At 47.9% G+C, this 24,730-nt stretch carries 20 protein-coding genes; 13 read left to right on the top strand and 7 right to left on the bottom strand.

Going from position 1 to position 24,730, the window contains the following annotated elements; all coding sequences use genetic code 11:
* Window positions 1–28 precede the first annotated feature (28 nt).
* The 3 genes from BQ5809_RS00650 to BQ5809_RS00640 form a co-directional block, all read right to left on the bottom strand.
* Window positions 29–2,146 carry a M3 family metallopeptidase gene (locus BQ5809_RS00650; protein WP_080561234.1) on the bottom strand — a complete coding sequence of 706 codons (2,118 nt, stop codon included), beginning with the start codon at window positions 2,144–2,146 and terminating at the stop codon, window positions 29–31.
* Window positions 2,147–2,299: 153 nt separating this feature from the next.
* Window positions 2,300–3,118, bottom strand: a complete 819-nt coding sequence (gene hpnC / locus BQ5809_RS00645; RefSeq protein WP_003787265.1) for a squalene synthase HpnC — start codon at window positions 3,116–3,118, stop codon at window positions 2,300–2,302.
* Complete coding sequence (locus tag BQ5809_RS00640; RefSeq protein WP_003787268.1) at window positions 3,115–4,071, bottom strand: YheT family hydrolase; 957 nt, start codon at window positions 4,069–4,071, stop codon at window positions 3,115–3,117. Before BQ5809_RS00640 ends, hpnC begins: the two co-directional genes overlap by 4 nt.
* A gap of 221 nt (window positions 4,072–4,292) precedes the next feature.
* Here BQ5809_RS00640 and gdhA point away from each other — a divergent pair, with 221 nt between their 5' ends.
* The 8 genes from gdhA (at window position 4,293) to BQ5809_RS00600 (ending at window position 15,993) form a co-directional block, all read left to right on the top strand.
* A complete protein-coding gene (gdhA, locus tag BQ5809_RS00635) occupies window positions 4,293–5,630 on the top strand; it encodes an NADP-specific glutamate dehydrogenase (protein WP_003787270.1) in 1,338 nt (445 codons plus the stop codon).
* 254 nt (window positions 5,631–5,884) lie between these two features.
* Entirely contained in the window at window positions 5,885–8,176 is a 2,292-nt protein-coding gene (locus tag BQ5809_RS00630) for a NosR/NirI family protein (protein WP_003787271.1), read from the top strand.
* 129 nt (window positions 8,177–8,305) lie between these two features.
* Window positions 8,306–10,369 carry a TAT-dependent nitrous-oxide reductase gene (nosZ, locus tag BQ5809_RS00625; protein ID WP_003787274.1) on the top strand — a complete coding sequence of 688 codons (2,064 nt, stop codon included), beginning with the start codon at window positions 8,306–8,308 and terminating at the stop codon, window positions 10,367–10,369.
* A gap of 237 nt (window positions 10,370–10,606) precedes the next feature.
* Window positions 10,607–11,881 carry a nitrous oxide reductase family maturation protein NosD gene (locus BQ5809_RS00620; protein ID WP_003787276.1) on the top strand — a complete coding sequence of 425 codons (1,275 nt, stop codon included), beginning with the start codon at window positions 10,607–10,609 and terminating at the stop codon, window positions 11,879–11,881.
* A 158-nt stretch (window positions 11,882–12,039) separates the two neighbouring features.
* Window positions 12,040–12,939 carry an ABC transporter ATP-binding protein gene (locus BQ5809_RS00615; RefSeq protein ID WP_003787278.1) on the top strand — a complete coding sequence of 300 codons (900 nt, stop codon included), beginning with the start codon at window positions 12,040–12,042 and terminating at the stop codon, window positions 12,937–12,939.
* 45 nt (window positions 12,940–12,984) lie between these two features.
* Window positions 12,985–13,815, top strand: coding sequence for an ABC transporter permease (locus tag BQ5809_RS00610; RefSeq protein ID WP_003787280.1), 831 nt, complete (start codon window positions 12,985–12,987; stop codon window positions 13,813–13,815).
* 95 nt (window positions 13,816–13,910) lie between these two features.
* Window positions 13,911–14,411, top strand: coding sequence for a nitrous oxide reductase accessory protein NosL (locus tag BQ5809_RS00605; protein WP_003787282.1), 501 nt, complete (start codon window positions 13,911–13,913; stop codon window positions 14,409–14,411).
* 178 nt (window positions 14,412–14,589) lie between these two features.
* Window positions 14,590–15,993, top strand: coding sequence for an OmpP1/FadL family transporter (locus tag BQ5809_RS00600; protein WP_003787286.1), 1,404 nt, complete (start codon window positions 14,590–14,592; stop codon window positions 15,991–15,993).
* 178 nt (window positions 15,994–16,171) lie between these two features.
* Here BQ5809_RS00600 and BQ5809_RS00595 read toward each other — a convergent pair whose 3' ends face one another.
* The gene (locus tag BQ5809_RS00595; RefSeq protein ID WP_003787290.1) at window positions 16,172–16,555 is read right to left on the bottom strand and encodes a fluoride efflux transporter FluC; all 384 of its coding nucleotides are present in this window, start codon (window positions 16,553–16,555) and stop codon (window positions 16,172–16,174) included.
* A complete protein-coding gene (locus tag BQ5809_RS00590) occupies window positions 16,552–17,367 on the bottom strand; it encodes a ferritin-like domain-containing protein (RefSeq protein WP_003787292.1) in 816 nt (271 codons plus the stop codon). Before BQ5809_RS00590 ends, BQ5809_RS00595 begins: the two co-directional genes overlap by 4 nt.
* Window positions 17,368–17,528: 161 nt before the next feature.
* Between BQ5809_RS00590 and lolA the strand changes: the two genes are divergently transcribed.
* From lolA to ychF, 3 genes are all read left to right on the top strand, one after another.
* Entirely contained in the window at window positions 17,529–18,143 is a 615-nt protein-coding gene (gene lolA / locus BQ5809_RS00585) for an outer membrane lipoprotein periplasmic chaperone LolA (RefSeq protein ID WP_019389746.1), read from the top strand.
* Window positions 18,144–18,275: 132 nt separating this feature from the next.
* Window positions 18,276–19,403, top strand: coding sequence for a cell division protein ZapE (gene zapE / locus BQ5809_RS00580; protein ID WP_003787296.1), 1,128 nt, complete (start codon window positions 18,276–18,278; stop codon window positions 19,401–19,403).
* A gap of 97 nt (window positions 19,404–19,500) precedes the next feature.
* Window positions 19,501–20,592: a redox-regulated ATPase YchF gene (ychF, locus tag BQ5809_RS00575; protein ID WP_003787299.1), complete on the top strand. Its 1,092-nt coding sequence runs from the start codon at window positions 19,501–19,503 to the stop codon at window positions 20,590–20,592.
* Between the two features lie 121 nt (window positions 20,593–20,713).
* On the opposite strand, the gene BQ5809_RS00570 is transcribed toward ychF, so the two are convergent.
* Both BQ5809_RS00570 and purN read right to left on the bottom strand, forming a co-directional pair.
* On the bottom strand, window positions 20,714–20,932 hold the full coding sequence (locus BQ5809_RS00570) for a hypothetical protein (RefSeq protein WP_003787300.1): 219 nt from the start codon (window positions 20,930–20,932) through the stop codon (window positions 20,714–20,716).
* A gap of 10 nt (window positions 20,933–20,942) precedes the next feature.
* Entirely contained in the window at window positions 20,943–21,569 is a 627-nt protein-coding gene (gene purN / locus BQ5809_RS00565) for a phosphoribosylglycinamide formyltransferase (protein WP_003787303.1), read from the bottom strand.
* A 267-nt stretch (window positions 21,570–21,836) separates the two neighbouring features.
* On the opposite strand from purN, the gene speA reads away from it, so the two are divergent.
* Both speA and speB read left to right on the top strand, forming a co-directional pair.
* On the top strand, window positions 21,837–23,726 hold the full coding sequence (speA, locus tag BQ5809_RS00560; protein WP_003787305.1) for a biosynthetic arginine decarboxylase: 1,890 nt from the start codon (window positions 21,837–21,839) through the stop codon (window positions 23,724–23,726).
* A gap of 61 nt (window positions 23,727–23,787) precedes the next feature.
* Window positions 23,788–24,711, top strand: coding sequence for an agmatinase (speB, locus tag BQ5809_RS00555; protein WP_003787307.1), 924 nt, complete (start codon window positions 23,788–23,790; stop codon window positions 24,709–24,711).
* The last annotated feature ends 19 nt before the right edge of the window (window positions 24,712–24,730 follow it).

Genomic DNA, 24,730 nt, shown 5'->3' with positions numbered 1-24,730 from the left:
CCTGCAAATATGTGCAGGCTGCTTTTATTCACAAAATCCCATTCTGCTTCAACAGCGCAGTCGCATCGGGCGTACGTCCTTGGAATTGCTTGAACAGCTCCATTGCTGCCACCGAGCCGCCTGCTGCCAACACGCTATCGGCAAATGCTTTGCCTGTGCTGCGGTTGAACACGCCGTCTTGCTCAAAGCGCGTGAACGCATCGGCGGCAAGCACATCTGCCCACATATAGCTGTAATAGCCTGCCGCGTAGCCGCCCGAAAAAATATGCGAGAACGTGTTGGCGCGTCTTGCCCACGCAGGTTCGGGCAACACGGCAACGCTGTTTTGAATGCTGGCATTCACGCGTGTGGCGGCGTTGGCTGGGTGTTGCGTTTGCGTGTGCAAGCGGAAATCCAACAAGCCGTATTCCAACTGGCGCAACATAAATTGTCCTGCTTGGAAGTTTTTGGCGGACAAGATTTTGTGTAGCCATTCCGCTGGCAAAGGTTCGCCTGTTTCGTAGTGCGTGGCGATGAGCGGCAAGGCATCGGCATTCCAACACCAATTTTCGAGCAGCTGGCTGGGGAATTCCACCGCGTCCCAAGCGACGCCGTTTGTGCCTGCCACCGCTGCCACATCAACTTGCGTCAGCATATGGTGCAAACAATGCCCAAATTCGTGGAACAGCGTAATCGCTTCATCGTGCAGCAGCAAAGACGGTTTGCCTGCCACAGGTTGAGAAAAATTGCACACCAACAAGGCAACAGGCAGTTGCAGGCTGCCATCGGACAATTTGGCGCGGTCTATTAAGCCGTTCATCCACGCGCCGCCGTTTTTGTGTTCTCGCGCATACAAATCGGTATAAAACGATGCGATGTGTTGATTTTGTTGATTGAATACGCGGTAAAAACGTACATCTTCGTGCCAAACATCTGCCGAAGCAGCCTGCACTTTGATGCCAAACAAGCGTTGCGCGATGTCAAACAAACCTGCCAATACGCGCTGTTCGGGGAAATACGGTCGCAGCAATTCTTTGTCCACCGAATAACGCTCCGCTTTCATTTGGTTGGCAAGGTAATTCAAATCCCACAGTTGCAGCTCGGTCGGTTCGCCTTTTTCGGCGGCAAAGTCGCGCAAATCCGCTAAATCTTGCACGGCTTTGGGGCGGACTTTTTGGACTAAATCGTTCAAAAAATCCAGCACTTGTGTGGGGCTTTCTGCCATTTTGGTTGCCAACGACAATTCGGCGTAGTTTTTAAAGCCGAGCAAAGCAGCCTGCTCTTGGCGCAATTTTAGAATTTCGTCTATCACAGGCGAGTTGTTGGTTTTGCCTGCGCTGGCTTGCGTCATGTAGGCGCGATAGCTTTGTTCGCGCAAACTGCGGTTTTTGGCATAGGTTTGAATGGCGATGTAGCTGGGGTAATCCAAAGTAAAGCGATAGCCCGTTTTGCCCTTGCTTTTTGCCGATTCCAAAGCAGCCTGCAATGCCGATTCGGGCAAGCCAGCCAAATCGTTTGGATTGCTGATGATTTTTTCCCATGCCATACGCGAATCTTTGACTTGGTTATCAAAGCGGGTGGATAGCGCGGCAAGGCGTTTATTGATGGCGGCAAAACGGCGTTGCTGGGCGGCATTGAGTGCTACGCCCGATAATTTAAATCCCAACAAAGCATCGTCAATCGCTTTGGTTTGGGCGACGTTGAGTGCAGGCTGCTTTTTCAGTTGCAAAAAGGCGCGATACGATGCTTGGTGCATACCAGCCCAGCTATCAAAATCGCTGTATTGGTTTTCGGCTTGGCTGTACGCCGTGCGAAAGTCGGGCGTGTCGCGCACCGAATGCAAATGCGATACGACTGACCATGCGCGGCTTAAACGGTTGCCATAATCCGCCAGTGGCAAGTAGTAGCTGTCCCAAGTGGGTGCAGGCTGCTTGGATAACTGTTCAATTTGTTGGCGATATTCCTTAATCAAAAAGGCAATGGCTGGTACAACGTGAGCAGCCTGCACTTGCGAAAAGCGCGGCAAATCGGAAAAATCCAACAAGGGGTTGTTTTGTAACGCGGCTGGAATGGCATAGCTGCTATGTTTGGGCGATTGAGCAAACGCTGGAAAATGCGCCGCCGCCAAAGCAAACGCGCTGATTTTTAGGAAAGTTCGTCTTTGCATGATGGGAGTCCTTGTTGTGATGAATACAAACGGTTTTTGTTGGGTCGCGACCATAGATAAGATATCTACACAACGTAATCGTTCAAAATTGCATCAACGTTGCGATAACTGAGAATCTGCCCCTCTCCCACAGGAGGGGGCAGTGCACAGTAGTTACTTCTTCTGCCAAGCGCGTTTAAGCATAAATACATAATCGCGCCACGTTAGCACAGGGCGGTTGTTGAAAATATCATACTGATTTTGTGCCAACTTCTGCAAAATAGTATCGCCGCCCAGCACAATCAATCGCAATTCAAAACCCAATCGCCCACGCAAGGTTTTGCCCAACGGTGCGCCTGCATACAGCATTTTTTTGGCTTTATCGCATTCGTATTTCAACAATTTTTTGAGCGATGGCGATAAGCAGCCTGCACGCAAATCGTCTTCGGATACGCCAAATTTTTGCATGTCTTCTTGTGGCAAATACACGCGGTTTTTTTGCCAATCTATCGCTACATCTTGCCAAAAATTGATGAGCTGCAAGGCGGTGCAAATGCCATCGCTTTGGGCAATGGATTTGGCATCGTGTTCGCCATACAAATGCAAAATAATCCGCCCAACTGGGTTGGCAGAACGCTTGGCATAATATACCAATTCACCAAAATTTTGGTAACGCAATTTGTGTGTGTCTTGGGTAAACGCCGACAGCAAATCGTAAAACGGTTGCAAAGGCAGGGCAAAGGGCGCAATCGCTTCACGCTGCAAACGCTGCATTAAAGCGGTTTGTGGGGTTTGCTCTGCGCCAATGCGGTCTAGTTCTTGCACCAATTCGTGCAGGCTGCTTTGTCGTTGTTCGGGCGTGGCGTTGCCTTCGTCTGCCAAATCGTCTGCAAATCGGGCAAAGGCATAGACGGCATGAATGGGTCGGCGCAATCGGCGTGGCAGCAAGATTGAACCGACTGGGAAATTTTCGTAATGATTGGGTGCGCTCATGTGAATTGTCCTTGTTGATGACAGCGAAAAAAGGTTAGCAAAGTGTTGGGCAGCCAGTTTAAATGTCCGCGCCCATTGCCGCCAACAAAGCCGCAATGTCCGCCGTGCTTGGGTTGCAATAGGCAAACTTGGGGCGATACATCGCGTTCGGTTGGCAAATAAGTGGCAGGCAAAAATGGGTCGTTTTGCGCGTTGAGCAGCAGCGTGGGAATGCGTATGCGCGATAAATAGGGCAGGGCAGACGAGCGTGTGTAGTAGTCATCTTTATCGGCAAAACCGTGAATCGGTGCGGTGTAGGCATTGTCAAACGCACCCAAGCTGCGGATTTTTGCGCCTGCGATTTTGGGGACTTTTTTCATGAGCGTGGACAAAAAATACGGTGTGTACAACACATACGGCAAACCGCGTTCCAAAGCATCGCCAGCGGCATTGAGGTTTACGGGCGATGACACCACACAAGCAGCCTGCACGGGCGTGTTGTTACCCTGTTCGCCCAAATATTTTGCCAACGCATTGCCGCCCAACGATACACCCACCACATACAACTGCGCGTAGCGTTGCGCCAACACATGGAGCATATGCGCCACTTCGCGCGTGTCGCCGCTGTGATACAAACGCTTTGCTGCCACGCCACCGCAACTGCGAAAATGCGCCACCACGCCATGCCAACCAGCAGCTTGCACCGCGTGCATCAATTCCACCGCATAATGGCTGCGACTGCTGCCTTCCAAACCGTGTAGCAACACCACGCAAGGCGCGTTGTCTTGTGGTGCGTCAATAAAATCGTAGGCGGCAAGGTCTTCGCCATAGCTATCGGCAATCAATTCGCGGCGATAATGGGGCGCGGTGCGTTGCAAGGATTTGGCATACAGCGTTTCTTTGTTGCCGCCCTGCAACCAGCGTGGCGGCAAAAGTGGCGGAATTTGGTCTAAAAAAGTTTGAAAAGTGGACATGATTTGTGTGATTGAGTTGATGTGAGTAGGCGAAGTATAAAGGATTCAAGCAGCCTGCACATCTATTCAGCATTTAAAAACATTCACATAGAATATTTTTTCTAACATAGCTGGTATAAACAAAACGAAGTTGCTACACTATCGCGCTATGTCAAATAATAACAGCTATCAAGCATTGTGCAGGCTGCTTTTTCTTTTACCCACCTTTTTGGAGAACTTCTATGAGCGATTTAAACACCTTGTTTCAAAAAATCAAACAGCGCGACCCAAATCAAACCGTATTCCACCAAGCAGTAGAGGAAGTGTTTGGCAGCCTGCAACCGTTTTTGGCAAAAAATCCAAAATACACGCAACAAGGCTTGTTAGAACGCATTGTTGAGCCAGAACGTGTGATTATGTTCCGCGTGTCTTGGGTAGACGACAAAGGTAATGTGCAAGTAAACCGTGGCTATCGCGTACAAATGAACTCGGCCATTGGTCCATACAAAGGCGGCATTCGTTTCCACCCAACTGTGGATTTGGGCGTATTGAAATTCTTGGCGTTTGAACAAGTTTTCAAAAATGCTTTGACCACTTTACCTATGGGCGGCGGCAAAGGCGGTTCGGACTTTGACCCGAAAGGCAAATCAGACGCAGAAGTGATGCGTTTTTGCCAAGCGTTCATGAGCGAATTGTATCGCCACATTGGCGCAGACACAGATGTACCCGCAGGCGACATTGGCGTGGGCGGACGCGAAGTGGGCTATATGTTTGGTCAATACAAAAAATTGAGCAACGAATTTACATCTGTATTAACAGGCAAAGGCTTGGCGTACGGCGGTAGCTTGATTCGCCCAGAAGCAACAGGCTACGGCACGGTTTATTTTGCTGACAGCATGTTCAAAACCAAAGGCGACAGCATGGCTGGCAAACGTGTGTTGATTTCAGGTTCGGGCAACGTAGCGCAATACGCAGCGGAAAAATCTATCCAGTTGGGCGCAAAAGTGCTGACCGTTTCCGATTCGAACGGCTTTGTACAATTCCCAGACAGCGGCATGACCGAAGCGCAATTAGCAGCGTTGATTGAGCTGAAAGAAGTGCGCCGCGAGCGTTTGTCTGTGTATGCCAAAGAACAAGGCTTGGCTTATTTTGCTGACCAACGTCCTTGGGGCGTGCCTGCCGATGTGGCATTGCCTTGCGCGACTCAAAACGAGTTGGACGAAAAAGACGCAGCAGCCTTGTTGGCAAACGGCGTGAAATGCGTGGCAGAAGGCGCGAACATGCCATCTACTTTGGGTGCGGTGGAAGCGTTTATCAAAGCGCAAATCTTGTACGCACCAGGCAAAGCGTCTAACGCAGGTGGCGTGGCAACATCTGGCTTGGAAATGAGCCAAAACCACATGCACTTGTCTTGGACGCGCGAAGAAGTCGATGCGCGTTTGTTTGGCATTATGCAAAACATTCACGAAAACTGTGTCGCAAACGGTACAGAAAACGGCTACACCAACTATGTAAACGGCGCGAATATTGCAGGCTTCAAAAAAGTGGCAGAAGCAATGTTGGCACAAGGTATCGTGTAATCTAATCTAAATAAAAAAGCAGCCTGCACTTTGTTGATAAAAAGTGCAGGCTGCTTTGTCTTTGTTTATGTTGATTGAATGTGCAGGCTGCTTTGTTAATTTAAGTAAAAAATAATCTTGATTAAGTTATGAAAGATTGATACAGTTTGACTCATATCAAATTTTATTTTTTAAATGACCATACAATTATAAATGTTTGAGCAGGGCGCACGTTCTGCTCGCCACTACCCAAAACAAGCAACAGGAAGATTGCTATGTCTCGTATTCATTTACGTTCTTTTTATACATTCATCATTCAATGCTGGATTTTGTTGTGTACGCTGGCATTGGCTGTGCCAGCGTATGCAGAACGCTTGCCTGAACTGATTAAGCAAGTGCAGCCTGCCGATATTTTCCCCAATGCAACACGTTTTGGCGAACCCGAAGGCAAGCCAATGACGGCAAAAGTGTTCCAAGGCGATAAAGAAGTTGGCGTGGTTTATATCACGTCCGATGTTGTGAACACACGCGGCTATTCCAGCAAACCGATTGACACCATTGTCGCGCTAGACAAAGACGGCACGATTATGGGTGCGCGTATGCTCAAACATAATGAACCAATTTTGCTGGTGGGCATTCCTGTTTCCAAAGTGGATACGTTTATCAACGGCTACATTGGCATGAATCCGACTAAAAATCCGCCGAAAGCAGGTTCAACGCCGTCTGAAATCGTAACAGGCGCAACGGTAACGGTGGTCGTGATTGGCGACAGCATTGTGCGTTCTGCTCGCGTGATAACTGCACAAATGAATAAGCAAAACGGTATGCAGGCTGCTTCCAATGCTGCGGTGCAAACGCGCCCACATCGTTTGCCCAATATGGATAAACAAGATGTGTTGTCTTGGGACGATTTATTGCAACAAGGCGCGGTGCAAAAACTGCATTTAACCATTACCGATGCCAATCAATTATTGGCAAAAAATAACCCCGATGCCGACAAAAAAGCCGAACAAGGCAACCCAGATGACACGTTTATTGATTTATATACCGCCGTTGTATCGCAGCCGTCTATTGGTAAAAGTTTGTTGGGCGAAGACGGCTACAAACAACTGGCGGCGAGCTTAAAACCCAATCAAACCGCGATTGTGGTGGCAGGCGATGGACGTTATTCGTGGAAAGGTTCGGGCTATGTCCGTGGTGGTATTTTTGACCGTATTGAAGTCATTCAACACGACGACGGCTTCCGCTTTACCGATTTGCAACACACGCGCTTGCTGGATTTAAAAGCCGCTGGTGCGCCGCATTTAAAAGAAGTATCGCTGTTTGTTACGTCTGACGACAACAAACTGGACGCAGCCGAGCCATGGCGTTTGCAACTGACGGTTCAACGCGAAATTGGCGTAGAAAACAAAGCGTTTGTTACGGTGGATTTGCCTTACCAAATGCCGCAGTCGTTCACGGTTGATGACCCCAATGGCGAACCTGTTGTGATTGCCCAAGCTGCACCTGTGCAGGCTGCTTCGGATACTACTGCTGCTGGTGTCGATGCAGCAGGCGATTTGGACGAACAAGACAATCCGCAACGCGATTTGTGGAAGCGTATTTGGCAAGACAAAATGCCGCATGTTGTTGCGATTGGTTTGATGTTGTTGATTTTGACTGCGGTGTTCTTCTTCCAAGACACGATTGTGAAATACGAGAAAGCCTATTTGCGTTTTCGCTATGCGTATTTGACGGTAACGTTGCTGTATGTGGGCTGGTATTTGCACGCGCAGTTGTCGGTGGTCAATGTATTGACGCTCACATCGTCTATTGTGCAACACCATTTTAGCTGGGACTATTTCTTGATGGACCCATTTATCTTTGCATTATGGAGTGCCACAGCGATGTCGATGTTGCTGTGGGGGCGTGGCGCATTTTGTGGTTGGTTGTGTCCGTTTGGCTCGCTGCAAGAATTGACCAATGCGATTGCGAAAAAATTTGGCGTGAAGCAGATTACTGTGCCATTTGGCGTTCATACACGTTTAACCGCGATTAAATATATGATTTTTGTGGTGTTGTTTGGCGTGTCGCTGTATGAATTGGGTTTTGCCGAAAAATTGGCGGAAGTTGAACCATTTAAAACTGCAATTATTTTGCATTTTGTGCGCGAATGGTGGTTTGTGCTGTTTGCAGTGACATTATTGGTGGCAGGTTTATTTATTGAACGTTTTTTCTGCCGTTACTTGTGTCCTTTGGGCGCAGCGATGGCAATTCCTGCTAAATTGCAAATTTTCAACTGGTTGCGTCGTTATTCAATGTGTGGCAATCCGTGCCAAATTTGTAATCACGAATGCCCAGTACAGGCGATTGCACCAGAGGGCGACATCAATGTAAACGAATGTATCCAATGTTTGCATTGCCAAGTGATGTATAACCACGAAACACGTTGCCCACAAGTGGTGGCAACCAACAAGAAAAAAGCCAAACAAGCGGCTGCCAAAGCGGAATTGAACGAGCAAAAAGTGGAACGAAATCCGCCAGCCGAACAGGTGGCACAGTTTGTTGGCAAAGACAAAGAAAGTTAATTAGTAACAATAAGTGCAGGCTGCTTTTGTCGGTCGCGCAAAGCAGCCTGCACTTTAAATAAGCAGTAAAAAAAGTTGTATTTTTAAAACCGCGGCAAATGCCGTCATCTACTCAATAGGAGTTTTACCATGTCAGAAAATAAAATTAGTCGCCGTAGCTTCCTTGGCACAGCCGCTGCATCAGGCGTAGGATTAGTGGGTTTAGCCGCATGTGGCGGTGGTACACAACAATCAGCAGATAAAGTGGCTTCTGCTGCTCATGCAGGTGCATCAGTTGCCGCCGATACGGCTACACACGCTGCTGCTGGTGGTCAAACATCGCACATCGCACCAGGTGAATTGGACCAATACTATGGCTGGTTGTCAGGCGGACAATCGGGCGAATGTCGCGTGGTAGGCGTGCCATCTATGCGCGAATTGATGCGTATTCCTGTGTTCAATATGGACAGCGCAACAGGCTGGGGGCGCACCAATGAAAGCCGCCGTATCTTGAACGAACACATCACTGAAGACACACGCAAATTCCTGAAAGCAACCAATCAACCTGTGTTGCCAAACGGCGACTTGCACCACCCGCATATGTCGTTCACAGATGGCACTTATGACGGTCGCTATGTATTCGTAAACGACAAAGCCAACACTCGTGTGGCGCGTATTCGTTGCGATGTGATGAAAACCGACAAAATTATTGACATACCAAACGCATCTGCCGTACATGGTTTGCGCTTGCAACGTTATCCAAAAACAGGCTACGTTTTTGCCAATGGCGAACACATTGTTCCTGTTCCAAATAACGGCACGATGTTGGACGACCCAAAACAAAACTGGTGGGCAATCTACACGGCGATTGATGGCGATACCATGGAAATCGCATGGCAAGTGATGGTGGACGGTAACTTGGATAACGGTGATGCCGATTACCAAGGTAAATACTCGTTTGCCACTTGCTATAACTCTGAAAAAGGTTTGACTGTGGGCGATGCTTCGTCTGCTGAACAAGACTGGTGTGTGGTGTTTGATATTGAAGCGATTGAAGCAGGCGTAAAAGCAGGCGACTTCAAAGAAATCAACGGCGTAAAAGTGTTGGACGGTCGCGCACAAGCCAACAGCAAATACACGCGCTACATTCCTGTGCCAAACTCGCCACACGGCTGTAACGCATCGCCAGACGGCAAATACATCATGCTGAACGGTAAATTGTCGCCAACCGTTACTGTGTTGGACGTGAGCAAAATGCCTGATTTGTTTGCAGGCAAAATCAAAGAGCGCGATACCGTGGTTGCTGAACCAAAATTGGGTTTAGGCCCACTTCATACCGCGTTTGACGGTCGTGGCAATGCCTACACCACTTTGTTTATTGATAGTCAAATGTGTAAATGGGATATTCAAAAAGCCATTGATGCGTATGCGGCTAAATCGGACAAAGACGACTACATCATTCAAAAATTGGACGTACATTATCAACCAGGTCACAACCACACGACCATGGGTGAAACCAAAGAAGCAGACGGTAAATGGTTGGTGTCTTTGAACAAATTCTCCAAAGACCGTTTCTTGAACGTAGGTCCGTTGAAACCAGAATGCGACCAGTTGATTGACATTTCTGGCGATGAAATGAAGTTGGTACACGACAATCCAACTTTTGCTGAACCACACGACATGATGTTGGTTGCGGCAAGCAAAATGAATCCTGCTAAATCTTGGGACAGAAAAGACCCATGGATGTGGAAAGCAGCGGTTGAGCAAGCCGAAAAAGACGGCGTTAAATTGGAAACGGCTGCCAATGTGATTCGCGACGGCAACAAAGTTCGCGTGTACATGACTGCGGTTGCGCCTGCGTTTAGCGTGCCTTATTTTGAAGTACACGAAGGCGACGAAGTAACCGTGTATGTAACCAACATGGAAACCACCGAAGACTTGACGCACGGCTTCACGCTGGAAGGCAACGGGATCGCTATTGAGATTGGCCCACAAGCCACTGCATCGGTTACCTTTACCGCCGCTCGTTTGGGCGTGAACTGGTTCTATTGCCAATGGTTCTGCCATGCGTTGCACATGGAAATGTCTGGCGTGATGATTGTTCGCAAAAAAGGCGAAGCGTTGAAAGACAAACCTGATGCACCTGTTGCAGCACAAAAGGCTTCTGAACCTGCCAAAGCAGAAGCAGCATCTAGCGCGTCTGCAGCGAAATAATCGCTAAAAAGCAGCCTGCATTTTAGTTAAACAAAGTGCAGGCTGCTTTTAGTCAATAAGGGCAGGGCGGTTTGCTCTGCTTTTTATTACTAATATATAGTGGATTAAATTTAGATTAGGACAAGGCGACAACGACCGCCGTGTACAGCTAGTACATAAGGGAGTTGGCAACGCTGTACTAATCTAAATTTAATTCACTATAATTTCAATATTGTTTACTTCTCACGCGCACAAATCATGTATTCCAAATTTCTTTTCTTGGCGATTTTGTTGAATGTGCAGGCTGCTTTTACTGCGGATGTTCACGTTCCAGCAGGCGCAGACTTGCAAGCGGCGATTGACCAAGCCCAAGCAGGCGACACGCTCAAACTGGCTGCTGGCACATACGGCAAAATCATCATCAACAAACCACTCACGATTGAAAGCGAGCAACCACACCAAGCGGAAATTCGTGGCGACCGCACAGGGCGTACCGTTTGGGTACAATCGCCTGATGTCGTGGTTCGCAATCTAACCATCACACAATCGGGTTTGAGTTTGCCCAAAATGGACGCAGGTGTGTTTTTGGACAAAACTTCCACCAACGCACTGATTGAAAACAACCACATTTTAGATAATTCGGTGGGTGTGTATTTGTGGGGTTCGGAAAAATCTATGGTGCGCGGCAACAAAATTGTTGGCAACACCCAGTTGCGCCAAAACGAACGCGGCAATGGCGTAACCGTGTGGAACGCGCCACACTCGCAAGTGGTTGGCAATCACATTTCCGAAGGGCGAGACGGCATTTTTTCCAACATCAGCAAATTCAATGTTTTTAAAAACAATTATTTTACGAAACTGCGTTACGCCGTGCATTATATGTACACCAACGACAGCGAAGTGAGCGGCAATATTTCCGACAACAACGAAATTGGTTACGCGATTATGTTTTCCGAGCGATTAAAGGTAAACGACAACATCGCCGTGAACAGCATCAACCAAGGCATTATGCTCAATGCCACCATTCATTCCGAAATCACGGGCAACGCGATTGATACCGCCGACAAATGCGTGTTTGTTTACAACGCCAACAACAATAAATTGGCAAACAATTATTTTACGCACTGCACCATGGGCATTCACTTTACTGCCGCGCCTGAAAATTTGGAAATTTATGGCAATGCGTTTGTGAATAATCAAACCCAAATCAAATACGTTGGCACACGCTTTTTTGATTGGGTCAAAGACGGACGTGGCAATTATTGGAGCGACAACAGCGCGTTTGATTTGGACGGCGATGGCATTGCCGATACCGCTTATCGCCCCAACAGCATTACCGACCAAATTTTGTGGCGCGCACCAGCCGCACGTTTGTTGATGAACAGCCCTGCGATTAGCATTGTTAAGTGGGCGCAACAACAATTTCCTGCGCTTGGCACGGGCGGCATTACGGATACCAAGCCGTTGATTAACATTCCCGAAACCGATGCGCTCAAACGCTTGCGTGAATTTCAAAGTCAAAAAGCAGCGTGAATTTTTATTTAGATATATAAGTCGTCATGCCCGCGTAGGCGGGAATCTAACGTAGCATTTCGGTAATGGAAAAATCATTCTGATAACTGAATGAGTTAGATAGATTCCCGCCTACGCGGGAATGACGGCAGTTTTAAGATTTCCACCCAGAAAACACAATGAATACCTTATTAACCCTATCGCAAGTAACCAAACAATACGGCGCACAAAAAGCCGTGAACAACGTGGATTTAACGCTGCAAGCTGGCGAATGCGTGGGCTTGGCTGGACACAACGGCGCAGGCAAATCCACCATGATGAAATTGATTTTGGGCTTGATTAGCCCCACCGTGGGCAGCGTAACGCTGTTGGGCGAAAACGTATCAGGCAACCGTGCCGCCGAAATCCGCCGACAAATTGGCTATTTGCCCGAAACCGTTGCTTTGCACCCATCGCTCACAGGCAAGGAAACGCTGGATTTTTACGCCAAACTCAAAGGCACAGATTTGTCGCACAACATGGATTTGCTGGCAAAAGTCGGCATCGCGCAATCGGCACAAAAACGAGTCGGTGCGTATTCCAAAGGTATGCGCCAACGTCTTGCGCTGGCACAAGCCTTGTTGGGCAAACCAAAAATCTTGCTGTTTGACGAGCCGACCACAGGTTTAGATCCAGCTTCGCGCCAAATGTTCTACCAAATTATTCGCGAACTCAAAGAACAAGGCGCAACGGTGCTGCTTTCCACTCACGCGCTGGCAGAATTGGACGGACACGCCGACCGCATTGTGGTGATGAAAAACGGCAACAAAGTGGCAGACGGCAATATGCACGAATTGCACATTCAAAGCGGTTTGCCGATTAAAATTCGCGTGTCGTTGGCACAAGATTTAGCGTTACCAGCACATTGGCAAAAAGACGCGCAAAGCAGCCTGCACACTTATACGAGCGAATGCCAAGCCGAAGACAAAGTACAGCGTTTGCGCGAATTGGGCAGCTTGGATAACATCACACAGATTGATATTCACGCGCCCACGCTGGACGAGATGTATGCTGAATTTTTGAAACGCGAAGATGTGTAAGCAGCCTGCACTTTAAATCAACCCACAAAACGAGACTTCACAACCATGTCCCCTATTTTCATCATCGCGCAAAAAGAAATCCGCGATAATTTACGCAATCGCTGGGTGATTGCCGCCACCATTTTGCTGTGTGCCTTGGCGTTGTCGCTGGGCTTTATGGGCAGCGCACCCACAGGCAGCGTCAAAGTGGACCCGCTGACTGTAACCGTTGTCAGCCTATCCAGCCTGTCCATTTTCCTGATTCCGCTCATTGCCATGCTGATGGCGTATGACGCGCTCATTGGCGAAATTGAACGTGGCACAATGGCTCTGCTGTTGAGCTACCCCATTTCGCGCTGGCAAATTTTAGTCGGCAAACTGCTTGGACACACGATTATGCTGGCGTTGGCAACCACCATTGGTTACGGCATCGCAGGCGTGGTGTTGCAACTGAATTTTGGTGGCATTCAAGCCGCAGCGTGGAAACCGTTTTTCTTGCTCATTGCCGCCAGCGTGTTGCTTGGCACAGCGTTTTTGTCGTTGGGTTACTTAATCAGCGCAAAGGTAAAAGAACGTGGCACAGCAGCAGGTTTGGCGATTGGCGTGTGGTTGTTTTTTGTCGTGATTTTTGATATGGCGTTGCTGGGCATTTTGGTTGCCGACACGCAACAAAAAATCACCGCCAAAGTGCTAGAAAACGTGTTATTGCTGAACCCGACCGATATTTATCGCTTGCTCAATCTAACAGGTTTTGAAAACACCGCCATGTATTCGGGCATGGCAGGCGTGAGCGGACAAATTGGGTTGAGCAAAACCGTGTTGCTGCTGGCGCAATTTGGTTGGATTGTTGTACCGTTTGCGTTGGCGGCATGGTTGTTTAATCGCCGTCAGATTTAGTATTCATTTTCAGTGATTTCATTCCCTCTCCTTAAAGGAGAGGGAGCCAGTTTGCTAACTATTATCGTGTACCAAAATCATCAGGGAACATCATTATGAAAAAATACATCGCTTCCATTGTTATTACACTCGCGCTGGCAGCCTGCGGACAAACCGCTACCAGCGCACCAGCCGAATTGCCCAAAGCGCAAGTCATCACCGAACATTCCAAAGGCTATTACTGCACCATGAATCTAGCCGAACACAACGGGCCCAAAGCGCAAATCTTTTTGGATAGCAAGCCCAACGAGCCTTTGTGGTTTTCCACCGTAACACAGATTTTTGGCTTTGTGCAGCACCCAGGCGAACCCAAAGACATTGCTGCGATTTATGTGTCCGACATGGGCGCGGTTGCCGATTGGAACACGCCCAATTCCGATGTGTGGATTGATGCCAAAACCGCGTATTATGTGATTGACAGTCAATTTGTTGGTGGCATGGGCATAGCCGATGCGTTGCCGTTTGCCGATGCCAGCAAAGCGCAAGCCTACGCACAACAACACGGCGGCAAAGTGGTTACGTTTGATACGATGCCCGAGTCGTATATCTACAAATAAACAAAGCAGCCTGCATTTTGTTTACCAAATGTGCAGGCTGCTTTTTGTTATTCATTGAATCACAAAACAAAAAATAACTTTGCACAGCTTAACTTTTTGACATAGAATAGATACATCATTCTACAAGCAGCCTGCATCAGATTGCGGCTGCTTCAATTTATTGGATTAAGGATTAAACATGAATATTTCTCGTCATTTAAAAGTTAGCGTTGGCATGGTTTTGTTGGCATTGGCACAACAAGCAGCCGCATCGGGCTATCACTTTGGTACGCAATCGGTAAACGCACAAAGCACAGCCAATGCTGCGGCTGCCGAAGCGGCTGATGCCACCACTTTGTTCTATAACCCAGCAGGCTTGACCAAACTCGATTCTAACCAAATCTCTGCCGCTGCGAACTTGGTGTTGCCACATATCAAATACAGCAATGCACAAGCCACTTATCGTGGCGGTTCTGCCGTGCGTGGTAGCACCAGCGGCAAAATCACCGATACAGCCGTTCCTGCTCCACACGTTTATGGCGCATACAAATTGAACGACCGCATCACCTTGGGCTTGGGTATGTATATCCCGTTCGCGTCATCAACCGAATACGAAAAAGATTCGGTGCTGCGCCATCATTTGAACCAACTGGGCTTGACTTCTATCGCGTTTGAGCCTGTGGTGGCATTCAAAGCCAACGACCAGCATTCGTTTGGTGCAGGCGTGATTGCCCAATATTCCAAAGCGGAATTGCGTAAGTTTGCTGACTGGAATGCGTCTGGTGCATTCAATCGGTTAATTAGTATGGCGACTAGTGGTGCAGTAACCAATGCTTCTGGTTTGGTTGATGGACATGCCAAAGTAAAAGGCGACGACTGGGGCTTTGGCTACCATTTGGCGTGGATGTTTGATGTGAACGACCGTTTCCGTATGGGTGTAAACTATCGCTCTAAAATTGAACACAATCTAAAAGGCGATGCGGAATGGGACGTATCTACTGCATTACAAGCTGCTCAACCTACTATTCGTGGTTTGGGTTATGTTACCAAAGAAGGAGCAAGTGTGAAAATCGTTACGCCTGAATCGTTGTCCTTGCACGGTATGTATCGTGCCAACGATAAATTGAATCTGTTTGGCGACATTACTTGGACACGCCACAGCCGCTTTAATCAAGCCACTTTGTATTTTGAAAACCAAAAAACTATTGGCGTAAGTGGTACAGGCCCAGTACGCAGTAACCGCACCGTGATTACCCCAAATTGGCGCAACACCGTTAAAGTGGCATTGGGTGCATCGTATCAAGTGAGCGAGCCATTGCAACTTCGCGCAGGTATTGCGTTTGACCAAAGCCCAATTCGCAGCGCAGACGACCGCTTGAACACGCTGCCAGACGGTAACCGCATTTGGTTCTCGGTAGGCGCGAAATATGCGTTTAACAAAAATCATATTATCGATGTAGCGTATTCGCATATTCACATCAATGACACATCGTTTAAAGGTAAGGCATCAGACGGCACAACGGTGGACAGCAAAGGTGCGGCATCGGCAAACTTTAAAAACTATGCCAATATTTTGGGTGTTCAATATACCTATAAATTCTAATTATTGGCTTGGATAAAAGTGCAGGTTGCTTTTGAAATCGCTCAAAAGCAGCCTGCACTTTATTTTTGTGAAAATTTTGAATATTCAGCGATTCAACCCTCTCTCAAAGGAGAGGGAGTAGATTCGCGGTTATCGCATAATTTTGATATAAATTTGAACGATTACGTTGTGTAGATACCTACGATTTACCCACAATCCACCGCATCAAGCCAGCCCCCAACGCCACCGCGCCCAAACCGCTCGCATTGTGCAGCAGCCAAACCCACATCGCGCTGCCCCAACGCCCTTGATACGCCAACGTGATGACTTCGTTGGCAAACGCGGAAAACGTAGTAAAACTGCCCAAAAAACCTGTTACCACCAGCAACTGCCACGTTGTCCCCCAACTTGCGCCCCACGCCATGCCAATCAACAAACAGCCCAAAGTGTTGACAAGCCACGTTCCCCACGCCATAAAGTGCAGGCTGCTATTGAGCCACACGCCCAATCCCCAACGACTCCACGCGCCCAAAATCGCGCCAATGGCAACGCAAGCAGCCTGCACCATATTTATTTGCGTCATAACTTTTGCGCCTGTTCAAAATCGTGTAGCAGCGACAATTCAAATTCGCTAAACCCAGCTCGTTGTCGCGCTTCCAAGTTCACATAACCGCGAAACACGAACATATCGTGCTGCTTCAATAGCTGGCGAAACAGGGCGAGCGGCTCTAATCCGCGTTGTTGGCACAAATAGTGATACCAACGGTTGCCGATTTTAACGTGCCCCACTTCATCGCGATAAATAATGTCCAACACATCGCAAGTCGCGTCATCGCCGCGCTGTGCCACTTTGGCGCGAATGGCAGGCGTTACGTCCAAACCACGCGCTTCCAACACACGTGGCACGAGTGCCATTCGCAGCAAAGGGTCGTATGCCGTGTGTTTTGCCATGTCCCACAAATGCGCGTGGGCAGGGAAATCGCCGTAATCAAAGCCGTGTTCGCGCAATCGGTCGCGCATCAGCATAAAATGTTCGCACTCTTCTTTGGCAACGCCCAGCCAGTTGCCGACAAATTCGCGTGGCAGCGTGCGAAAGCGATACGCCACGTCCAATGCCAAGTTAATCGCGTTAAACTCGATGTGGGCGATGGCGTGCAACATAGCGGCATAGCCTTCGGGTGTGGACGGTTTGCGCTGTTCCACTTGGGTGTGTGGCACTAAAATCGGGCGTTTGGGTCGTCCTGCAATCAAAACGTCTATGGGCGATTCAGGTTCGGGCGATTCACGCAAGCAGCCTGCACACCAATAATCGTATGCAGCAAAGGTTTGGGCGCATTTTTGGTCGGGGTCGGTTGCGGTTAGGGCTTGATAGAGCAGGGAATACAAAGTTTGCATGGTAAAAAAGTCATCAAATTAAGTTAAAAAAATGGATTTTTTGATTGTGTAAACAAGTGATTAAAAGTGCAGGCTGCTTTTACATTTGGGCGATAGGCTTGGCAAAAAAAGTAAAAATGTTAAGATACCGCATCATTTTAACCGAATCACAGGAGAGAAATATGAAAAATTGGAAAACGATTTTAGCCGCCACCGTGCTTGCCGCCACTACTGCCACCGCCCATGCAGGTGCGATTGATGCGCTGCGCCAGTTCAACAATGATGCCGATGGCATTAGCGGTGCGTTTACACAAACAGTACAAACTCGCAACAAAAAACAAACCACTTCGGGCAGTTTTCAGATTTTGCGCCCAGGTTTGTTCAAATGGGAATACACCAAACCGTATCGCCAAATGATTGTGGGCGATGGCAAACATATTTGGTTGTATGACGTGGATTTGAAGCAGGTAACGCAGTCCAACCAAGACCAAACGATTGGCGATAGCCCCGCGGCGATTTTGTCCAACAAGTCCGCGCTGGACACGAGTTACACACTCAAAGAAGACGGCAGCCAAAACGGTGTGGATTATGTGTTGGCAACGCCGCGCAAAAACAATGTTGGCTATCAATTTATCCGTATTGGCTTCAAAAACAATCAATTAGCGGCAATGGAATTGAAAGACAGTTTTGGCAATCAAACGTCTATTCAATTTGGACAACTGAATACCAAGCCGAACTTGTCGCGCTCTGCGTTTCAGTTTACGCCGCCAAAAGGTGTGGACGTTTTGACGCAGTAATTAAGTAAAACGCACGATAAAAAATGCAGGCTGCTTTTGAAATCGCTCAAAAGCAGCCTGCACTTTGTTTACCCTAGTGCAGGCTGCTTTTTACTATATAATGCGCCCACTTCTATCAACAAAGACAACACCATGACCGACAACCGCTTTACTCCGCCGCCTTTTGCCAACCACAGTCCGCAAACGTGGTATCAAGCCGCCGCGCAGCACCCAGCGTTTATCCGCGACCCAGCGCAAGCCAAAGCCATTGAACACCTAGACCGCTTGTGGACAGAATTGATGATGTTCAAACGCAAACGCAATCGTTTTTTGGGACGCAGTTTGCGCTCGCCCGAGGTGCCGACAGGTTTGTATTTTTATGGCGGCGTGGGGCGCGGCAAAAGTTTTTTGATGGACGCATTTTTTGGCTGCCTGCCCTACAAACGCAAACGCCGCGTACATTTTCACGCCTTTATGGCAGAAATCCATCAACGTATGCGCGATAAACGCAGCGAGCAAGACCCGCTCAAAGCCGTCGCTAAAGACATTGCTGTGGAAACGCGCGTGCTGTGTTTTGACGAATTTCACGTTAGCGACATTGCAGACGCGATGATTTTGGGGCGATTGCTGGAAAACCTGTTTGCCGAAGGCGTGGTGCTGGTGGCGACTTCCAACTACGCGCCGTCCGAACTCTATCCACAAGGGCAAAACCGCAGCAGCTTTTTGCCAACTATCACATTGATTGAAAAGCAATTAACCGTGTTAAACGTGGACGGCGGCGAAGACTACCGTATGCGAACCTTGAAACCAGCCGAAGTGTTCTATATCCCCAACAACGCGGAAAACGAGCAAAAATTGGCGGATTTGTTCGCACAACTGGCTGGCAGCGATGCGCGTTTGCCTGAAAAAATCAGCATTCACGAGCGCGAATTAAGCTGCAAAGGGCGCAATCATCGCGTGATTTGGTTTGATTTCAGAACCTTGTGTTTTGGTACGCGCTCGCAGGCGGATTATTTGTGGCTGGCGGAAAACTATACACACGTTTTGATTTCAGGCGTAGAAAAAATGTCGCCCAACGAGAAAAACGAAGCGCGGCGATTAACTTTGCTGGTGGACGTGTTTTACGATTATCGCGTCAAATTGTGTGTTACTTCGCAAGTGGCAATGGACGCGTTGTACACCGAAGGCGATTTTGCACACGAATTTGTGCGGACGGTGAGCCGTTTGGTGGAAATGCAATCGGAAGATTATTTGGCGTTGCCGCATTTGAAATTGAAGTAAACACGCAAAAGCAGCCTGCACATTGCGTAAACAAAAAGTGCAGGCTGCTTTTGTGCTAAAATCGCGCGTTTTTTAATTTTATCAACAAGGAATCATCATGAGCTTAAAATGCGGCATCGTCGGTTTGCCAAACGTGGGCAAATCTACCCTTTTCAACGCTTTAACCAAATCAGGCATTGAAGCGGCAAACTATCCATTTTGCACCATCGAACCCAATGTCGGCATTGTAGAAGTACCCGACCCACGCATGGACGAATTAGCGAAAATCGTTAATCCGCAAAAAATGCAGCCTGCAATCGTGGAATTTGTGGACATCGCGGGCTTGGTAGCGGGCGCGAGCAAAGGCGAAGGTTTAGGCAATCAATTTCTTGCCAATATCCGCGAAACAGACGCGATTGTAAACGTAGTGCGTTGTTTTGATGATGATAATATTATTCACGTTGCAGGTCGCGTGGACCCGATTGCAGATATTGAAACGATTGGTACAGAATTGGCGTTGGCGGATTTGGCGAGCGTGGAAAAAGCAATTTTACGCGAAGGCAAACGCGCCAAATCAGGCGACAAAGACGCGCAAAAATTGGTCGCGATTTTGGAAAAATTGTTGCCACATTTGAATGAAGGTAAACCTGTTCGCGCATTTGGCTTGGATAAAGAAGAAATGGCATTGATTAAACCATTGTTTTTATTGACGGCTAAACCTGCGATGTATGTTGGCAATGTGGCGGAAGACGGTTTTGAAAACAATTCACATTTAGCGCGTTTGCAAGAATTGGCTGCACGTGAAAATGCGCCTGTGGTAGCGGTTTGCGCGGCATTGGAAAGCGAAATTGCGGAATTGGACGACGCGGAAAAAGTGGAATTTTTGGCGGAAATGGGTTTGGCTGAACCTGGTTTAAATCGTTTGATTCGCGCTGGTTATGATTTGCTCGGTTTGCAAACGTATTTTACGGCTGGCGTGAAAGAGATTCGCGCTTGGACAATCCACAAAGGCGATACTGCACCGCAAGCGGCTGGTGTGATTCATACCGATTTTGAACGCGGCTTTATTCGCGCACAAGTGATTGCCTATGATGATTTTATTGCGCTCGGCGGCGAAGCCAAAGCGAAAGAAGCAGGCAAAATGCGCGCGGAAGGCAAGGAATACGTTGTACAAGACGGCGACGTGATTCATTTCTTGTTTAATGTGTAAACCCAACAAATAAAAGTGCAGGCTGCTTTGTTTGTAGGCAATCATGCCTACGGCATACCCTTTTATACCTAAATCGGAGATTTGGACAAAAGGGCAAAAGCAGCCTGCATTTTTATTTGTCTTACTTCGTCTCTTGGTCAATTTGCTGCGTGCTTTGCTGCATTGCGCCTTGCACTTTTGCTGCCGAGCTGTCCACTTTTTTACGCATCTCAACCGCTTGGTCGCCTATGCTGTTGGGGTTGGGCTGTTTGTTTTCGGTTTGGGTTGCAGGCTGCTTTTCGCTGCCGCCACACGCTGCCAAGCTCAATACTAATGCGCCAATAATCCATACGTTTTTCATACTATTTTCCTTATGCTAAAAGTTGATGATTCGAGTTGCCAGCCGTTTGCTTGATGACACGCTTGCCATTGATGTGCAGGCTGCCTGCGACAAAATCGGCAACCGCTTGTGGCAACAGTTGATGCTCTACTTTGAGTACACGCGCGGCAATGTCATCCGCCGTATCGTTGTCCAAAATCGGCACAACACCTTGGGCGATAATCGCGCCGTTGTCCAATACTTTGGTTACAAAATGAATCGTGCAGCCTGCAATGCGACAGCCTTCGTCCAAAGCGCGTTGATGCGTGTGCAGCCCTGTAAACGCAGGCAGCAATGATGGGTGAATATTGATGCAGCGATTTTCGTAATGCTTACAAAACGTAGGTGTCAAAATCCGCATAAAGCCAGCCAGTACCACCAAATCGGGCTGATAGGTGTCGATGAGCTGCATCATAGCTTGGTCAAAGGCTTCGCGGCTGGTAAATTCTTTGTGATTGAGTGATGCGGTGGCAATGTCGCGTTCTGCCGCCCAAGCTAAACCTGCTGCTTGCGGATTGTTCGACAACACGGCGGCGATGTGCGCGTTGGGAATGTTTGCGTTCACAATCGATTGCATATTGCTGCCGCGACCAGAAATCAAAATAACGATGTTTTTCATAAAGAGAGTTCTTTTATGTGGAGGATTGGATTATCGGTTGATTATAGCGAATTAAATTCAAACTAGTACAGCGTTGCCAACTCCCTTATGTATTGGCTGTACACGGCGGTCGTTGTCGCCTTGTCCTAGTTTGAATTTAATCCACTATATATCAAGTGCAGGCTGCTTTCGCTTGCTATCAAAAAACAAAAAAAGCAGCCTGCACACAACATATTTCGCCTTATAATCGCGCTTTCTTTTTCATGGAAACAAAAGGACAAAAAAACCATGCCCACTACCATTCGTGAAGTCTGCAACATCAATTATTGGGGCATTAGCTATTATGATGTTGATGAACGTGGTGACATTATCGTGCGCCCCAATCCGCAGCAGCCTGAAAAAACCATTTCGCTGCAACAATTAACCGAAGAAGTGCAACAAAAACATCAGGCGCGTTTGCCGATTTTGCTTTGTTTTCCGCAAATTTTGCAGCACCGTTTGCGCTCTATCAATCAGGCTTTTCAGGCAGCGCGTGAAGATTTTGGTTACAACGGCAATTATTGTTTGGTGTATCCGATTAAGGTGAATCAACATCGCCGTGTGATTGAAAGTTTGATTCACAGCAATCAACCGCACGGTTTGGAAGCTGGCTCAAAAGCGGAATTGATGGCGGTGTTGGCACACGCTGGCACAACGCAAACGCTGATTGTCTGCAATGGCTACAAAGACCGTGAGTACATTCGTTTCGCGCTGATGGGCGAGAAATTGGGACACAAAGTCTATTTGGTGATTGAAAAATTATCTGAAATCCAAATGGTGTTGGAAGAAGCGGCGAAATTGGGCGTGAAACCACGTTTGGGTGTTCGGGCGCGTTTGGCTTCGCAGGGTTCGGGGAAATGGCAGGCTTCGGGCGGCGATAAATCTAAATTTGGTTTGTCGGCTTCGCAGGTTTTGCAACTGGTTGAATTATTAAAACAAAATAATCATTTGGATTGTTTGCAATTATTGCATTTTCATTTGGGTTCGCAGTTGGGCAATATTCGCGACGTGGCGACTGGTGTGCATGAATCGGCGCGTTTTTATGTGGAATTGCATAAATTAGGCGTGAATATTCAATGTTTTGACGTGGGCGGCGGTTTGGGTGTGGATTATGAAGGCAATCGCACGCAATCGGATTGTTCGGTTAATTACAGTTTGAGCGAATATGCGAGTACGGTGGTTTGGGGAATTGGTCAGGCGTGTCGAGAGTACGATTTGCCGCACCCGACGATTATCACAGAAAGCGGTCGTGGCATTACGGCACATCACGCGGTTTTGGTGGCGAATGTGATTGGTGTGGAACGCTATAAAGCGGAGCAACTCAATCCACCTAGCCCCGAAGACCCACGAGTTTTGCATAGTATGTGGGAAACGTGGACGGATATTTTTGCTTCACGCGAAAAGCGTTCGTTGCGTAGTTGGATTCACGAAAGTCAGTTTGATTTGTCGGACGTGCATAATCAATACAATGTTGGTTTGTTGAATTTGCAACAACGCGCTTGGGCGGAGCAGCTTTATTTGAATATTTGCCATGAAGTTGGCGAGTTGTTCAACGAGAAACATCGGTCACATCGGACAATTATTGATGAATTGCAAGAGCGTTTTGCGGATAAATTGTATGTGAATTTTTCGCTGTTTCAGTCGCTGCCTGATGCTTGGGGAATTGACCAATTATTCCCAGTTTGTCCGATTACGCAATTAAATCAGCCGATTGCACGTCGTGCGGTGTTGTTGGATATTACTTGCGATTCGGACGGCACGATTGACCATTATATTGATGGCGACGGCGTGGCAACCACCATGCCAATGCCTGAATATTCGGAAGACAATCCACCATTGTTGGGCTTTTTTATGGTGGGCGCGTATCAGGAAATTTTGGGTAATATGCACAATTTGTTTGGCGACACGACAACGGTTGATGTGTTGATTAACGAGAAAAATCAATTTGAATTAGCCGATTACGATGAAGGCAACACGGTGGCGGATATGTTGGAATACGTTTACCAAGACCCGAAAGAGTTGATGAAGCGTTACCGCGAACAAATTGAGCAATCGGATTTGCCAGCGTCTCAAGCGATGATATTTTTGAAGGAATTGGAAATTGGCTTGAACGGCTATACTTATTTGGAAGATGAGTAATTTGGCGTTTCAGGCTGCCTGAAAACACATTCACAAAATAAATTCACACAAGGAAAAAACCATGCAATACAGCACCCTAGCAGGACAAACCGATAATTCATTGGTTTCTAACAATTTTGGCTTTTTGCGTTTACCGCTCAATTTCATGCCCTACGACAGTGATGCGGAATGGGTCATCACAGGCGTTCCGTATGATATGGCGGTGTCGGGGCGTTCGGGCGCGAGATTTGGCGCGGAAGCGATTCGCCGTGCTTCGGTTAATTTGGCGTGGGAACATCGCAAATTTCCATGGACGTTTGATGTGCGTGAACGCTTGAACATTGTAGATTGTGGCGATTTGGTGTTTTCGTTTGGCGACAGCCGCGATTTCGTGGAAAAAATGGAAGCCCACACCACCCAATTATTGCAATCGGGCAAAAAATGTTTAAGTTTTGGAGGCGACCATTTCATCACATTGCCCTTGCTCCGCGCCCACGCCAAACATTTTGGCAAATTGGCGTTAATCCATTTTGACGCGCATACTGATACTTACGACAACGGCAGCGAATACGACCACGGCACGATGTTTTACACCGCGCCAAAAGAAGGTTTGATTGACCCTGCGCGTTCGGTGCAAATCGGTATTCGCACGGAACACAGCAAAAAATTGCCGTTTACCGTTTTGACTGCGCCACAAGTAAACGATGATAGCGTGGAACAAACGGTTAGCAAAATCAAGGAAGTAGTGGGTGATATGCCTGTTTATTTGACGTTTGATATTGACTGTCTTGACCCCTCTTACGCGCCAGGGACGGGTACGCCTGTTTGTGGCGGTTTGAGCAGCGACCGTGCGTTGAAAATTTTGCGCGGTTTGACTGATGTGAATATTGTGGGCATGGACGTGGTGGAAGTTGCGCCATCTTACGACCATGCAGACATTACTGCGTTGGCTGGCGCAACGATTGCGCTGGAAATGTTGTATTTGCAAGGCGTGAAGAAAGGTTAATCGCACTTTATAATATTGT

The sequence above is a fragment of the Kingella kingae ATCC 23330 genome, from assembly GCF_900111845.1.
Lineage (GTDB): Bacteria > Pseudomonadota > Gammaproteobacteria > Burkholderiales > Neisseriaceae > Kingella > Kingella kingae.
This window is presented reverse-complemented; position numbering and strand designations above follow the sequence as displayed.

Coding starts and splice junctions, on each gene's coding strand:
- BQ5809_RS00650 (WP_080561234.1), bottom strand. CDS start 2,146: ATGCAAAGACGAACTTTCCTAAAAATCAGCGCGTTTGCTTTGGCGGCG.
- hpnC (WP_003787265.1), bottom strand. CDS start 3,118: ATGAGCGCACCCAATCATTACGAAAATTTCCCAGTCGGTTCAATCTTG.
- BQ5809_RS00640 (WP_003787268.1), bottom strand. CDS start 4,071: ATGTCCACTTTTCAAACTTTTTTAGACCAAATTCCGCCACTTTTGCCG.
- gdhA (WP_003787270.1), top strand. CDS start 4,293: ATGAGCGATTTAAACACCTTGTTTCAAAAAATCAAACAGCGCGACCCA.
- BQ5809_RS00630 (WP_003787271.1), top strand. CDS start 5,885: ATGTCTCGTATTCATTTACGTTCTTTTTATACATTCATCATTCAATGC.
- nosZ (WP_003787274.1), top strand. CDS start 8,306: ATGTCAGAAAATAAAATTAGTCGCCGTAGCTTCCTTGGCACAGCCGCT.
- BQ5809_RS00620 (WP_003787276.1), top strand. CDS start 10,607: ATGTATTCCAAATTTCTTTTCTTGGCGATTTTGTTGAATGTGCAGGCT.
- BQ5809_RS00615 (WP_003787278.1), top strand. CDS start 12,040: ATGAATACCTTATTAACCCTATCGCAAGTAACCAAACAATACGGCGCA.
- BQ5809_RS00610 (WP_003787280.1), top strand. CDS start 12,985: ATGTCCCCTATTTTCATCATCGCGCAAAAAGAAATCCGCGATAATTTA.
- BQ5809_RS00605 (WP_003787282.1), top strand. CDS start 13,911: ATGAAAAAATACATCGCTTCCATTGTTATTACACTCGCGCTGGCAGCC.
- BQ5809_RS00600 (WP_003787286.1), top strand. CDS start 14,590: ATGAATATTTCTCGTCATTTAAAAGTTAGCGTTGGCATGGTTTTGTTG.
- BQ5809_RS00595 (WP_003787290.1), bottom strand. CDS start 16,555: ATGACGCAAATAAATATGGTGCAGGCTGCTTGCGTTGCCATTGGCGCG.
- BQ5809_RS00590 (WP_003787292.1), bottom strand. CDS start 17,367: ATGCAAACTTTGTATTCCCTGCTCTATCAAGCCCTAACCGCAACCGAC.
- lolA (WP_019389746.1), top strand. CDS start 17,529: ATGAAAAATTGGAAAACGATTTTAGCCGCCACCGTGCTTGCCGCCACT.
- zapE (WP_003787296.1), top strand. CDS start 18,276: ATGACCGACAACCGCTTTACTCCGCCGCCTTTTGCCAACCACAGTCCG.
- ychF (WP_003787299.1), top strand. CDS start 19,501: ATGAGCTTAAAATGCGGCATCGTCGGTTTGCCAAACGTGGGCAAATCT.
- BQ5809_RS00570 (WP_003787300.1), bottom strand. CDS start 20,932: ATGAAAAACGTATGGATTATTGGCGCATTAGTATTGAGCTTGGCAGCG.
- purN (WP_003787303.1), bottom strand. CDS start 21,569: ATGAAAAACATCGTTATTTTGATTTCTGGTCGCGGCAGCAATATGCAA.
- speA (WP_003787305.1), top strand. CDS start 21,837: ATGCCCACTACCATTCGTGAAGTCTGCAACATCAATTATTGGGGCATT.
- speB (WP_003787307.1), top strand. CDS start 23,788: ATGCAATACAGCACCCTAGCAGGACAAACCGATAATTCATTGGTTTCT.